Origin of the sequence: Streptomyces griseoflavus (genome assembly GCF_014649995.1) — a bacterium.
GTDB lineage: Bacteria > Actinomycetota > Actinomycetes > Streptomycetales > Streptomycetaceae > Streptomyces > Streptomyces griseoflavus.
The window spans coordinates 64491-78213 of record NZ_BMUC01000014.1 but is presented as its reverse complement, the minus strand read 5'-3'; the positions used below and the strand labels follow the sequence as shown (position 1 = coordinate 78213).

General features: G+C 73.1%; 12 protein-coding genes. 6 read left to right on the top strand and 6 right to left on the bottom strand.

Features of this window, described 5'->3' with window-relative positions:
• Positions 1-134: 134 nt before the first annotated feature.
• Complete coding sequence (locus IE172_RS26075; protein WP_229886397.1) at positions 135-851, top strand: hypothetical protein; 717 nt, start codon at positions 135-137, stop codon at positions 849-851.
• A 172-nt stretch (positions 852-1023) separates the two neighbouring features.
• Here the strand turns inward: IE172_RS26075 and IE172_RS26070 are convergent, their stop codons facing one another.
• The 3 genes from IE172_RS26070 to IE172_RS26060 form a co-directional block, all read right to left on the bottom strand.
• A complete protein-coding gene (locus IE172_RS26070) occupies positions 1024-2367 on the bottom strand; it encodes an FAD-dependent oxidoreductase (RefSeq protein WP_190099755.1) in 1344 nt (447 codons plus the stop codon).
• A gap of 53 nt (positions 2368-2420) precedes the next feature.
• On the bottom strand, positions 2421-2849 hold the full coding sequence (locus IE172_RS26065) for an SgcJ/EcaC family oxidoreductase (protein WP_190099754.1): 429 nt from the start codon (positions 2847-2849) through the stop codon (positions 2421-2423).
• 62 nt (positions 2850-2911) lie between these two features.
• Positions 2912-4093: an acyl-CoA dehydrogenase family protein gene (locus IE172_RS26060; RefSeq protein ID WP_190099753.1), complete on the bottom strand. Its 1182-nt coding sequence runs from the start codon at positions 4091-4093 to the stop codon at positions 2912-2914.
• Positions 4094-4291: 198 nt separating this feature from the next.
• On the opposite strand from IE172_RS26060, the gene IE172_RS26055 reads away from it, so the two are divergent.
• The 3 genes from IE172_RS26055 (at position 4292) to IE172_RS26045 (ending at position 6755) form a co-directional block, all read left to right on the top strand.
• A complete protein-coding gene (locus IE172_RS26055; protein WP_190099752.1) occupies positions 4292-5872 on the top strand; it encodes a 4-hydroxyphenylacetate 3-hydroxylase family protein in 1581 nt (526 codons plus the stop codon).
• 215 nt (positions 5873-6087) lie between these two features.
• On the top strand, positions 6088-6339 hold the full coding sequence (locus IE172_RS26050) for a type II toxin-antitoxin system VapB family antitoxin (RefSeq protein WP_190099751.1): 252 nt from the start codon (positions 6088-6090) through the stop codon (positions 6337-6339).
• Positions 6336-6755 carry a PIN domain nuclease gene (locus tag IE172_RS26045; RefSeq protein ID WP_190099750.1) on the top strand — a complete coding sequence of 140 codons (420 nt, stop codon included), beginning with the start codon at positions 6336-6338 and terminating at the stop codon, positions 6753-6755. The genes IE172_RS26050 and IE172_RS26045 overlap by 4 nt, the downstream gene beginning before the upstream one ends.
• A 165-nt stretch (positions 6756-6920) precedes the next feature.
• On the opposite strand, the gene IE172_RS26040 is transcribed toward IE172_RS26045, so the two are convergent.
• From IE172_RS26040 to IE172_RS26030, 3 genes are all read right to left on the bottom strand, one after another.
• A complete protein-coding gene (locus tag IE172_RS26040) occupies positions 6921-8564 on the bottom strand; it encodes a thiamine pyrophosphate-binding protein (RefSeq protein ID WP_190099749.1) in 1644 nt (547 codons plus the stop codon).
• 16 nt (positions 8565-8580) lie between these two features.
• A complete protein-coding gene (locus tag IE172_RS26035) occupies positions 8581-9588 on the bottom strand; it encodes a methyltransferase domain-containing protein (RefSeq protein ID WP_190099748.1) in 1008 nt (335 codons plus the stop codon).
• 815 nt (positions 9589-10403) lie between these two features.
• Entirely contained in the window at positions 10404-11675 is a 1272-nt protein-coding gene (locus IE172_RS26030) for an MFS transporter (protein WP_190099747.1), read from the bottom strand.
• A 376-nt stretch (positions 11676-12051) separates the two neighbouring features.
• Here IE172_RS26030 and IE172_RS26025 point away from each other — a divergent pair, with 376 nt between their 5' ends.
• The gene (locus IE172_RS26025; protein ID WP_190099746.1) at positions 12052-12912 is read left to right on the top strand and encodes a TauD/TfdA dioxygenase family protein; all 861 of its coding nucleotides are present in this window, start codon (positions 12052-12054) and stop codon (positions 12910-12912) included.
• Complete coding sequence (locus IE172_RS26020; RefSeq protein WP_190099745.1) at positions 12909-13703, top strand: HpcH/HpaI aldolase family protein; 795 nt, start codon at positions 12909-12911, stop codon at positions 13701-13703. The genes IE172_RS26025 and IE172_RS26020 overlap by 4 nt, the downstream gene beginning before the upstream one ends.
• Positions 13704-13723: the final 20 nt, after the last annotated feature.

The window sequence follows — 13723 nt, the reverse complement described above, 5'->3', positions numbered from 1 at the left end:
GTCAAAGCAACAGGGGGAGTAAGCCGATCGCGGGAACCGGCGTTCCGCACCGATGCGCACAGCGCCTGGGGGCGTTCTTCAGGTCACCGCGAAGCAGGCGCGGTGACCGTGCCGCCTGCCGAGGAGAAACCCCCATGGACAGAAAGAAGCCCGGGAAGCCGGAAGGCCGACCCGTCCGCGCGCCTTCGCACGCAGGCAGACGGAGCGGCGTCACGAAGTCACGGCAACTCGTCGTGTTGCGCGGTCGCCTGTGGGTCAGCCCCGATGGCGATGCCCACGCGTTGCAGTGCGTCGCTCGCACCAGGAAGGGCAGCCGCTGTCGGAACCCGGTCGAGTACGGGCAGCTTCTCGGTCTTCATGAGTTCCGGCTCGGCCCGGCCGGCTACGTCCAGGCGTACCGCTCGGATGTCGCCTACGACGGTGAGCCGGCCGTCCGCGCGGAAGAAGCCGGTACGACGGGTGCGCAGGACACCCCCACGGGCAGTGTCGCGGCGGTCTTCGAAGCAGCCAGTCAGTTGCGCCCGCGCCCCGGCTATGTCAACGGTCTCGACCATGACGAGTGGTACGTCGAGGCCACGCCGGATCTCCTGCGCGCTCTGGCACAGCTGTCACGAGCCCACTACGAGCGGGAGTTGGCCGATTGGCTCGGGCAGTTGTCGGAACCGCTGTGCATGGAGCCTCTGGACGCCGTGCTGTCGTACGACACCTGCCCGAAGACCTGGTGCTGCCGTTCCGTCCAGGCTGCGGGACTGCCGTGCGAGCTGCGCGTCCCCGAGCGCGCTGCCGACCTCGGGCGCTGCACCTACACGCGCCCCCGGGCACACCCGCATCTGCCGGACTGCTCCCCTTGAAGGCAGTGACCGGTGCGAGGGCCACGCCGCGTAGTGCCGGGCCCCTTCCATTCAGGACGTCAGTGAGGGTGACGAGGGATCGAGGGGCGGGGGACCATGCGGTCCACCGCCCCCTTCTCTCTGTGGGCGCCTGCTCTCTGCCCCGGTTGATCGGAGCTGGAGGAGAGCGGGGTCAGGCGGGCAGTGGCTGGGGCTGTTCGGAGCCGCGGGTGACGCGGTCCTGCATGTCGGGGGTCATCAGGGCGGCGGGGGACTCCACCAGGCCGGCCACGCGCATGAAGGTGGCCGTCACCTCGCCGTCCACCGCGGCGGCGGCGTGCAGCCTGGCCATGTACATCCCGGACTGCTCCCACTCGGGGGTCCGTTCGCCCTCCACCTCCGGGTAGCCGAGGTCGGCGCCCGCGGAGAACTGCCACGGCACCTCGATGACGCCGGAGATGTCCTGGAAGAAGGCGAGCGGGTCGACCTCGCCCCGGGACAGGTGGTCGCGCAGCACCAGGGCCTCCAGCGCGGAGACCGTCATGCCCTGCCCGTAGACCGGGTTGAAGCTGCACGCGGCGTCGCCGAGCACCAGGTAGCGGCCCGGGAAGCGGGTCAGCCGGTCGAAGCGGCGCCGCACGCTGGCGGGATACCGGAAGACCGTGCCGTCGCCGACCGGTTCGGCGTCGTGGATCGCGTCGTGGATGTCCGTCACCGGCAGGGTGCGGGTCCACTCGAGGAAGCCGTCGAGGTCGGCGGGCGCGCTGTCGCCCAGTACGCCGGTCAGGGAGACGACGACCAGGCCGTCCTCGATGCGGGACAGGAACGCCCCGCGCCGGTGGCTCGGTGAGGTGACCGGGTTGATGGACAGGTCGCCGTCCAGGACCGAGTCGTCGCGCAGCCGGAACAGGCGGGTGGTGTAGCTGAGGTCGATCCGGATCCGGTCCTCCTCGGGGCGCCCGTAGCCGAGTTCCTCCAGCCACACCGGGGTGCGGGAGCCGCGGCCCGTGGTGTCGACGACGAGGTCGGCCGTGATCGTGCGCTCCTCGGCGCCCTCCTCGTGGCCGTGCACCCGTACGCCGGTCACGTTCGCCCCGTCCCCGTCGGTGACGAGGCCGGTGATGTCGTGGCGTTCCAGGAAGGTGACGTTGCCGAGGCCGGCCACCCGCGCGCGCACCCGGCTCTCCAGCAGCGGCCGGGTGGCCGAGACGCAGACCAGTCCGGTGGCGCGGGGGCTGAGCCGCCGACCGCCGAAGAACCAGCGCAGTTCGCCGAGGTCGCCGGTGGGGATGCCCGCGGCGACGGCCTCGTCGGTGAAGTCGGGGAAGAGCTCGTCGAGGATCTGCTGCCCGCGGGCGAGCAGCCCGTGGACGTGCCGGCCCTGCGGCACGCCCTTGCGTGCCGTGGTGGAGCGGCCGATGTCGTCACGCTCGACGACCAGGACCTCGCCGTAGGAGCCGGCGAGCACCCGGGCGGCCAGGAGCCCCGCCATGCCGCCGCCGAGCACCACCGCGCGGTCACCCCGCGCACCGGTCATCGCTGTCACCTTCGTTCCGTCCTTCCGTCCTTCGGTGGAGTCGCCCGCCGTACTCACGCGGCGTGCCGGGGGCTGTTCTGGTAGGCGGCGAGGAACCACCGGCCGTCCCGCTTGACGACGACCCAGGACGCGTGGACGGCACGCTCGGGGGCCGGTTCGGTCTCGCCCGGCGCCAGGATGCCGCCGCGCGTGATCAGCACGCCGGCGCCCTCGTTGGCGAAGCGGATGTCGATGGGGGTGCCGGTGACGCGGGTGCCCTGGTAGGGGCCCGCGTAGGCGGCGGCGAGGAAGGCGCGGATGGCGTCGCGGCCCTTCTCGTACACGCCCGGCAGGATGAGGGTCCCGTCGGGCGTGAACACCTCGGCGAAGGCGTCGGCGTCGTGGGCGGCCCACGCCTCGACGACGCGCTGGGGCAGGGAGGCGACGGCCGCCTTGTCCTCGTCGGACATCTCGACGGCCGGGGCGGTGGTCTGCGTGGTCATGAGTGCTCTCTTTCGCGGTGTGGGAAGTGCGCGGGGCGGTGCGGGCCGGTGCGGTGCGGGGCTCAGATGTAGAGCGTGTTCGGCTGCTGGCCGCACAGGACGCGGCCGTACAGCTCGGCGTTGGTGGCCGGGTTCATCAGGGCGTGCAGGGTGATGGCCTGGATGTCGCGGGTGATCCGCTGGATCGGCACGTCCCGGTAGACGGACGAACCGCCCGACGCGGAGGCGAAGATGTCGACGGACTCCTTGGCCAGCCGGACCGCGGTGCCCAGGTCGGCGCGGGCGCGGGCGCGTTCCAGCACCGTCCACTCCTCGCCGGAGGCGGCCTTGGAGTCGACGAGACCGGCCAGCCGGTGCGCGTGGAACTCCGCCTGGTCGGCCTTGAGGACCGCCTCCGAGGCCTGGAGGTGCGTCACGGCGGCCTCGGCCTGCTTGGCGTACCAGGTGTAGGTGAGGGTGCGGCCCGGGAGCCGCTCGAAGAAGGCGTCCTGCGCGGCCCGGGCCAGGCCCACCGCGGTGCCCACCGACGAGGCGGCGGCGACCGGCAGCAGCGGGGCCCGGTAGGCGGGGGTGTCGGCGTTGAGCTGCGAGGCGTACTGGCCCGACAGGACCGCCGGCAGCGGCATCACCCGCTCCTGCGGGACGAACAGGTCCCGGGCGACGGTGGAGACGCTGCCGGTGCCGCGCAGCCCGGAGGTGTCCCAGTCGTCGACGATCTCCAGCTGGTCCATGGGCACGAGCGCCATCAGCGGCAGGTGCTGCCCGTGCGGCATCTCCTGGGCGGCGATGATCTCCTGCCAGTGGGCGTGCGGGGCGCCGCTGACGAAGCTCCACTTGCCGTTGACGACGATGCCGCCCTCCACGGGCGTGGCCTGCGCGGACGGGCTGAGCGTGCCGCAGATCCGCACGTCGGGGGTGGCGAAGACCTCGTCCTGGACGCTGTCGGGGAACAGGCACGCCATGAACGTGGGGATCCAGTACACCGACGCCGTCCAGGCGGCCGCCCCGTCGCCGCGCGCCAGTTCGGCGGCCACGTCGACCAGCGTGCGGGTGTCGGCCTCGTAGCCGCCGTACCGCTTGGGCGTCCGCAGCCGGAACACGCCGGCCCCGGCCAGTGCCTCGATCGTCTCGTCCTGGAGCCGGCCGGCGTCCTCGGCCTTCGACGCGTTCGCGCGCAGCAGCGGCGCCACTTCGGCGGCGCGCTGAACCAGTTGCGCACGCGTGGGGATGTCGGCGGTGAGCATCGTGAGTCCTCCCGGGACGTGACAGGTCGGGGCAACCAGCCGTGCTGCCCCGACCTCACACCGCGGCGGGCGGCCCCGGCACCTTCCGGATTGCGCAACCGGGCTCCCGCAGCGACTTCGCCACCTCGCCCGCGGACCGGCCGCAGCCCCGCACGGGGGAAGAAGCCCGGGCGGGGCGCGGCTGCCACGATGAGACGCATGACCGATCAGCAGGATGCCGCCGCGGACCCGGCGGACGGACACCGGACACGGCCGCTGACGGGAGAGGAGTACCTCGAGACCCTGCGTGACGACCGGGAGGTCTTCCTCTACGGGGAGCGGGTCAAGGACGTCACCGCGCACCCGGCGTTCGCCAACCCGGCGCGGATGACCGCCCGCCTCTACGACGCCCTCCACGACCCCGCCCGCCAGGACGTGCTGACCACACGCACGGACACCGGGTCGGGGGGGTACACGCACCGCTTCTTCACCACTCCGCGCAGCGCCGAGGACCTGGTCGCCGACCAGCGGGCCATCGCCGCCTGGTCGCGGATGAGCTACGGCTGGATGGGCCGCAGCCCCGACTACAAGGCGGCGTTCCTCGGCACCCTGGGCGCCAACGCCGACTTCTACGCGCCCTTCGACGACAACGCGCGCCGCTGGTACCGGGAGTCGCAGGAGAAGGTCCTGTACTGGAACCACGCGATCGTGCACCCGCCGGTGGACCGCAGCCTGCCCCCCGACAAGGTCTCCGACGTGTTCGTGCGCGTGGAGAGGGAGACCGACGCGGGCCTGGTGGTGAGCGGCGCCAAGGTGGTCGCCACCGGTTCGGCGCTCACCCACGCGAACTTCATCGCCCACCACGGACTGCCGGTCAAGGAGAAGAGGTTCGCCCTCATCGCCACCGTGCCCACCGGCGCGCCGGGCGTGAAGCTGATCTGCCGGCCCTCCTACACCGCCATGTCCGCGGTGATGGGCTCCCCCTTCGACTACCCGCTGTCCTCCCGGCTCGACGAGAACGACACCATCCTCGTCCTGGACGAGGTCCTCGTGCCGTGGGAGAACGTCTTCGTCTACGGCGACACCGCTAAAGTCCAGATGTTCTCGGGCCAGTCGGGCTTCATGGAGCGCTTCACCTTCCACGGCTGCGTCCGCCTGGCGGTGAAGCTGGAGTTCATCGCCGGGCTCCTCGCCAAGGCCCTGGAGATCACCGGCACCCAGGACTTCCGCGGCGTCCAGACCCGCCTGGGCGAGGTGCTCGCCTGGCGCAACCTGTTCTGGGGGCTGTCGGACGCGGCCGCCCGCAACCCGGTGAAGTGGCGCGACGGCGCGGTCCTGCCCAACCCGCAGTACGGCATGGCCTACCGCTGGTTCATGCAGATCGGCTACCCGCGGGTCAAGGAGATCGTCCAGCAGGACGTCGCCAGCGGGCTGATCTACCTCAACTCCAGCGCCCAGGACTTCAAGAACCCGGAGATCCGCCCCTACCTCGACACCTACCTGCGCGGCTCCGGCGGCATCGTCGCCGAGGAGCGGGTGAAGGTCCTCAAGCTGCTGTGGGACGCGGTGGGCACCGAGTTCGGCGGACGGCACGAGCTGTACGAGCGCAACTACGCCGGCAACCACGAGGCGACCCGCGCCGAGCTGCTGTTCGCCCAGACCGCCTCCGGCCAGATGGACGACTACAAGGCGTTCGCCGAGCAGTGCCTGTCCGAGTACGACCTCGACGGCTGGACCGCCCCCGACCTCGTCTCCTTCGACCACCTGCGCGGCTCCGTCCCCGGACTGCTCGGCGGCTGACATCCCCCGCGGCGCCGAGCGGGCGGCCGGGACCCCGGAAAGGGGTCCCGGCCGCTCCTTTCGCCGGTCCTTCTGCCGTCAGCGGCCGAGCAGGTCGGACAGCGAGAGGAACGGGAGGTCGGCTGTCACCGAAGCGGGGCGTCCATGTCGGCACTTCGATACCATTTTTTAGTTCAAACTGATATCGTTGGTGTGAGGCTATGGAGGGATGGCTGATGGCCAGGACTGTGATTGATCTGGACGACGAGATCGTCGAGCAGGCGATGCGGGTGTACGGCGTGAAGACCAAGGCCGCCGCGGTACGGGCGGCCATGGAGGAGGGGGTGAAGCTGAGGCTGCGCCGGGAGCTGTTCGACGCCATCGACCAGGGGGAGTTCGAGGACGCGTTCGCGGAGATCCGTTCGCAGACCGGGCCACGTAATCCGGACGGCACGCTCAAGCGTGAGGGCGGGGCCTCGGCGGCGTGAAGGGGCGTTATCTCATCGACAAGTCGGCGCTGGCCCGTCGGGGCAAGGCGGCGGTGCGGGCGCGGCTGGATGTGCTGGACCGCGACGGGCTCCTCGCGGTCTGCGCCCCGACGGAGTACGAGGTTCTGTACTCGGCACGCGGCAAGCCCGAAGCGCTGCGACTGCGTACCCTGCTCCGCGGCTTCGACTACCTGCCCTGCAACGATCAGGAGTTCGAGCGGGCACTCCAGATCCAGGGCCTGGCGCTGAACGCCGGCTTTCACCGCGCGCTGTCGCTGGCCGACGTCCTCATTGCGGCAACCGCCGAACGGCACCGGGCCACGGTCCTGCACTACGACGGCGACTTCGACATGATTGCTTCGGTGAGCGGGCTCAAGGCCGAGTGGGTCGTGGAGCCCGGTACGGCCGACGACTGAGCCGACGTGTGCCGGTGCGGTCGGTGTTCTCATGCAGGGAAAACCCGCCGCCGTGGCGGGCCCCGGCCAGTCCCGCACTCGGTGAGAGGCAGCCACGCGGCTGATCGACACCGCCCATGCCTGCCCCGTCGGCACGGTTCACCGTGGCTGGACCCCCCTTTGTGGTCAGTGGCCGAGCAGGTCGGACAGGAACGGCGCCAGCACGTCCCGGGAGATCTTGCAGTCCAGCAGCAGGGTGCCCACGGCCCCCTCGGCGGTCCACTCCCGCACCACGTCCAGGGCGTCCGGGTTCCGCACGGTGACGGCCCGCGCGCCGAGCGCCCGCGCCACCCCGGCGAAGTCGGTGTCGCCGAAGCGCAGGGTGGCCGCGTCGGCGCCCCGGGGCCCGTACATGTGCTCCTCGAAGCCGTAGGACGCGTCGTCGTAGACCACCACCAGCGCCGAACGGCCCGAACGCACCAGGGTGTCGAGCTCCGGCAGGCCCATCAGTGCCCCGCCGTCGCCGACGGCGGCCACCGTGGTGCGGTCCGGCCGGCCGACGGCCGCGCCGACCGCGCCCGCCAGGCCCAGTCCGATGCTCTGGAAGGCGGCGCCGGTGAACACCATCCCCGCCGGGTCCGGCACCGGCCAGTACATGGCCGGCCAGCCGATGAAGTGACCCCCGTCCAGGACGACCGTGCGGTCGGCGGGCAGCAGCGGGGCCAGCGCCCGGGTCAGGGTGCGCGGGTCGATCCGGCCGCCGCCGGAGGCGTCGGGGTGGGGCAGGGCGGCCCAGCCGCCGGCGGCGCGCCGGAGCGCACCGGAGGCGGCGGCCCGCTCGCGCCACGGGGAACGGGCGATGCCGTGCTCGTCGGCCGCGTCCAGCAGCCGGGTGGCCACGGCCGCCGCGTCACCGCGTACGGCGAGGTCCGCGCGGGGCGCGCGGGCCCCTTCCAGGGTGATCTGGACGACGCGGGCGGCCGGGTCGAGGATCCGTCCGCCGTGCAGCGTGAAGTCGTCCAGGCCGGCGCCGAACGCCAGCACCACGTCCGCCTCGCCCATCAGGGCGGCCGCCGGCGGGGAGGCGAACCCCCCGCACAGGCCGAGCGCGGCGGGGTGCCCGGCGAACATGCCGTTCGCCATGACCGTGGTGGCCAGCAGCGCGCCGAGCCGGTCGCCGAGGTCGGTGAGGATCTTCGCCGCGTCCGCCCGCCAGGCGCCCAGCCCGGCCAGAAGCAGCGGGCGGCGGGCACCGGACAGGAGGGTGAGAATCTCGTCGACCTCGACGGAATCCCCGGCGTGGGCCTGCGGCGGTGGCATCGCGGGCACGGGTACGGCGGGCAGTTCACGGTCGGTCAGGTCGGCGGGCAGGAACAGCGCCACGGGGCACTGCTCGGCGGTCGCGGTGCGCACGGCCCGTACGGTGTCCGCCACCGCCGTGTCGGGGGCCGTCGGGCGTACGACGGGCACGCCCAGGGAGGCGGCCAGGGCGCTCTGGTCGATGTCGTGGGCGCGCGGGCCGGCCACCGGGGCGTCGCCGCACAGCAGGACGACGGAGCTGCGGTTCTTGGCGGCCTCGGCCAGCGCGGTCGCCGTGTTGGCCAGCCCCGGCCCGTGCGTGGTCGTGCACACGGCGACCCGTCCGGTGGCCCGGAAGTAGGCGTCGGCCATGGCCATCGCGCCGCCCTCGTGCCGGGCCGCCGTGTAGTGCACACCGGCCCGTGTCAGTGCGGCGGTGGCCAGGATGTTGCCGCCGCCGACCAGACCGAAGGCGTGGCCGACACCGCAGTCGGCCAGGGTCCGGGCGACCGCCGTCGCGCATGTCGTCATCACGGGAGCCTCCGGGTCAGGCCAGTTCGAAGATGACCTCTCCGACGGTCATCTCGATGCGGTTGGTGCGCACCAGCTCCCAGCCGCCCTCGGCGAAGACGGACTCCCAGTCGGCGACGGTGGGCAGGAACGTGCCCATCAGGTCGTGTCCGAGCTCGAAGCCGAGGGTGAAGACGGGCAGGTCGGTGTCGGGCAGGTCGGTGCGGGTGGCGTCGCCGATCAGCAGCCGGCGGGCGGCCGGGAAGGCCTCGCGCAGGCGTCGCAGGGTGGCGACCGCGTTCTCGCGCCGGCCGTCCCGCCAGAAGTCGTGGCCCATCATGAAGCACGTCAGCAGCTCCACGTCGGCGTACTCGGGCCGCGGTGCCAGGCTCAGGACGTCGCCGTGCAGGAACGCGGTGCGGTCGTCCAGGCCCGCCGCGGCGGCCTCCGCGCGCGCCACGTCGAGCGCGGGCCGGGCGATGTCGATGCCCACCCCGGTGGCGCCGGGATGACGGTCGAGGATCTGCATCAGCCGGGCGCCGCTGCCGCAGCCGAGGTCGGCGACCCGGGTGAACGGGAAGTCCACCCGGCCCAGCGCGGCCCGGAAGGTGGGCGCGTAGGTGACTTGGTCGATCTCCCGGCAGGCGAAGGCGATGGCGGCGGAGTCGCGCCGGTAGAAGGAGCCGGTGCGGTTGTCGTTGCGCAGCACGTCCGGGATCTCCCGGAACAGTTCGGCGCTGCCCCGGGCCAGCCAGTGGAAGAAGGACTTGCTGCGGTACATCTCGTCGTAGCCGTCCAGCGTGGTGACGACCGTGCCCTCGCGCCGCACCAGGCCCACCGCGGCGAGCGCGCGGAACAGGCCCGTGGTCGACGTGGGGTCCAGCCCCCGGCGGTCCGCGAAGTCGGCGGTGTCCAGGATCCGGGTGCGGTGCAGTTCGTCGAGCGCGCCGATCTCCCAGGCGGCGGCGATGGCCCAGGCGGCCACGGCCGAGTTGAAGAGCGAGGCAATGCCGCGCGTGTTGCTCTGTGCGATGTCCACCGTCACTGCTCAGCACCTCATCCGGGAAAGGTCCGGGCGCCTTGCCCGCGGCGACCATGCTCGGCTTCCCGGCCGCGCGGGGGCATCTCCGAGGCTGCTCAGCCGCCACGGGCCCGCCCGCGACGGCGGCGTCCGGGCCGGTACGACGGCCCGCGGCCCGGTGGGGGAGCCTCCCGCGCCGGTGCGGTCGGGGGTGTCCGCACGGCCCGGCGCACACGGGGTGCCGCCTCCCGGGGCCCGGCTGCCCGAGGGGCGTCCGGAGCCGTTCGGGCGGCCCGCGGGGCCGGGGGTGGCCACTCCGGGGGAGGAGCCGCTGCCCCCAGGAGGCGTGGCTGCCCGAGTGGGGTGGTGTCTGCAGCTGCCCGGAGGCCCCGGGCGGCCCGCGCGGGCCGAGGCTCGGCCGGCCGTGCAGCCGGGGTGCCCGCTCTCGGCGGGAAGGGCGGCTGCTCGTGGGAGTGGCGGTGGCGTCCGCAGCCGCCCCCGGCGGCCCGCGCGGGGCGGAGGCCGGGCCGTGGCCGTGCCGCCCAGGGGTGCCCGCTCCGGGTGGGGGAGGGCACGGCTGCCCCGTGGAGGTGGCGGTGGTGTCAGGAGTCGTTCGGACGGCCCGCGCGGGGTCGAGTTCGGGGTTGGCCGTGCGCCCCCAGGGGGTGCCGCCTCCCCGGGGCGGCTGTGCCCGAGTGGCGGTGGCGTCCAGCCGCCCGGGCGGCCCGCGCGGGGCGGAGGCCGGCCGCCCCAGGGGTGTCCGCTCCGGGAGGGGCCGGCCGCCCCAGGGGTGTCCGCTCCGGGAGGGGCCGGCTGTCCGTGGGAGCGTCCGGTGTGGCTCAGACGGCCTGGGCCGGTGCCTGTTCCTGTTCGGCGGCCCGGCGTTCCGCGCGCACCCGCAGCAGTGAGCGGTACAGCAGGATCGCGGCGAGGCCGGCCGTCCCGTACAGCAGGCTCATCGCCAGGGCCGGGACGAAGGCGCCCAGGGTGACGCAGAGGGAGGCCACGAGCAGGCCGACCCGGGCGTTGAGGACGTAGGCGGCCATGTACTTGGTGCGGGCCGCGGGGTCGACGAGGTCGGCGAGCAGCGCCTGGCGTACCGGGACCGCGGCGATCTCACCCACGGTGAGCAGCACGGCCGCGGCGATCAGCACCCAGCCGGTGTTGCTCACCGCCCAGACCATGTAGCCGACGGTGAAGACGGTGATGCCGGCGTACAGCCGGGCCCGGTCGCTGAGCCGGGTCAGCAGGCCCTTGGCGAACAGCACCAGCACCACCACCAGGGCGGCGTTGACGGCCCGCAGGATGCCGAGGATCGCCGTGCCGTCCACGGCGGGCGCCCACGAGCCGACCCGGGCGAGGACCTGCGTGGGGAACTCGTCGGCGAGACGGACGGCGATGTAGTAGCCGATCTGCATCTCGACGGCGGAGATCAGCGCGGCGGCGATCAGCACCCGCCGGAAGACCGTGTCCCGGGCGACGGCCAGGTAGCCGCGCGCCATGGCGCCGACACCGCGGGCGGTCTCCTTGCCGGTCTGCGGCGCGGTCTCGCTGAGCCAGCGTCCGATCACGGCCGTGGTCAGCGCGCTCAGCACGGCCGCGCCGGTCAGCAGCCGGGCGAAGTGCGCCTCGTAGAAGAAGCCGCCGATCAGCGCGCCCACGGTGAAGGCCAGGTTCACCGACCAGTAGTTGATCGTGTAGACGAGCGGCCGGTTCTCGGGCGTGGAGACGTCGACCATCATCGCCTCGGCGGCGGGTGTGGCCAGCTGCGAGCAGCAGGTGTTGAGCAGGAACAGCGCGAACGTGGCCCATCCGGAGGACCACCAGGGCGAGTTGGCCAGCGCCAGCAGGGCGAAGGTGAGGGTGGCGCCGAGTTCACCGGCCACCAGCACCGGGCGCCGCCCGTACACGTCGGCGAGGTGGCCGCCGAGGAAGTTCGCGCCGATGCCCGCACCGGCGACGGCCAGGGTCAGCGCACCGGCCGCGGCCGGCCCGTACAGCTCCGAGAGGCGGATCACCAGCAGCGGCATCAGCATGACGGCCAGCAGGCGCTGGACGAATCCGACGCCGATGCGCAGCCGGATGTTGGGGTGCAGCTCGCCGAGTCTCATGGGGGGCCCTTTCGCGCGGGTGGTCCGCCTGCTCCGGGGAATTCGGCAAAGGCGCAAGGTGGTTCGGGCGCGACGAGCCCACCACGCCGGCCGCGCGGGCGGCAAGGGGGAAAGCCGGGGCGCCGACGACTTGAACAGGTCGGGCCGGACGGGGGCCGCGGGGCGAGTTGGCCAAGTCGTCGCACTCGCACGGGAACACATGGCCGGATGCGGCTGGTCCGTGCTTTGCTCGGTGCCGTCCAGTCCGGCCGTCCCCGCTCCGTGCTGCCGGTATCGCTCCCGTGGCCGCTTCGCGCCCCCTTTTTCCCGGCGGCGGCGAACCGTTGAGATCCCTCCCGGGAGACGCGGACTTCTGACGAGTTCGGAAGGATTACTGGTGTCCCTTTTCGACGTACGCAAAATCGGCGGCCGCATCGGCGCGGAGGTCACGGGAGTCGACCTCTCCGCGGAATTGCCGGACGCGGTCTTCGGCCAGATCCACGAGGCCTTCCTGGAACACAAGGTGCTCTTCTTCCGCGACCAGGAGATCACCGACGCGCAGCAGTTGGCGTTCGCCGGCCGGTTCGGTCCGCTGACGCAGAAGCACCCCATGATGCGGACCGTCGACGCCGCCGCCCAGGTGATCCCGGTGGACGGCGAGGACCAGCGCGCCGACCACTGGCACACCGACATCAGCTTCACCACCGCCCCGTCGCTGGGCACCACCCTGCGCAGCGTGGTACTGCCGCCGTACGGGGGCGACACCCTCGTCGCCAACGCGGCCGCCGGGTACAAGGACCTGCCCGCCGAGCTGCGGGAGATCGCCGACCGGCTGTGGGCCGTGCACACCAACCACGCCGAGCAGCCGCGCCTGGGCACCGAGCGCGGTGAGAAGGTCCGCAAGGCGTTCCTGGCGCGCCGGTTCGAGACCGCCCACCCGGTGGTGCGGGTCCATCCCGAGTCCGGGGAGCCCGTCCTCTTCCTCGGCGGCTTCGCCCAGTGGCTGGTCGGGCTGACGCCGCGCGAGTCGCGTCCCCTCCTCGACGTGCTGCAGTCCTACGTGCGGCGCCCGGAGAACACCGCGCGCTGGACCTGGCGCCCCGGTGACGTGCTCATCTTCGACAACCGCGCCACCCAGCACTACGCCGTCAACGACTACGACCGCCACCGTCGCGTGCTGCACCGGGTCTCCATCAACGGCGACGTGCCGGCCGGCCTGGACGGGAAGCGGAGCTACGCCATCGAGGAGGGCGAATGAGCCGCCCCGGCGCCCCGGAACCGGCGTCCTTCGCCCGGCGCCTGCGCGAACGCGAACGGCTCGTCGGCTACTGGATCGCCCTGAGCGACCCGGCCGCCACCGAACGCATCGCCGGCCTGGGCTACGACTACGTCGGCGTCGACGGCCAGCACGGCGTCATGCACCAGCCGGGCTGGCAGTCCGCGATGCTCGCCGTCGACGCCCGCGGCACCAGCGCCGGCGTCATCCGGGTCCCCTCGCCGGACCCGGTGGCCATCGGCGTCGCCCTCGACACCGGCGCCCGCGGCGTGGTCGTGCCCATGGTGGAGACGCCCGAGCAGGCGCTCACCGTCGTACGGGCCTGCCGTCACCACCCGGCGGGGACCCGCAGTCTGGCCGGGCCGGTGCGCGCGGAGCTGCGCCTGGGCGGTGTGCCCGCCGAGATCGACGACCGGGTCGCCTGCATCGTCATGATCGAGACGGCCGGCGCGCTGGAGAACCTGGACGCCATCTGCGCCACCGAGGGACTCGACGCCGTCTACGTCGGCCCCGCCGACCTCTCCGCGGCGCTCGGCGCCCGCTGGTTCGGCGACCCCGCCGCCTCCGTCGCGCTGGAGGACGCGCTGGTCCGCGTCACCGGTGCCGCCGCACGGGCCGGCATCGCCTGCGGCATCCACGTCCTGGACGGCGAGAGCGCCGCCAAGCGGCTCACCGAGGGCTTCACCTTCGCGACCGTCTCCAGCGACATCACCCACCTGCAGCAGGCCGCGGCCGGCCACCTGGCGGCCGCCGGCGGGCCCTTCGCCGCATAGCGCGGCCGCCACCCACCACT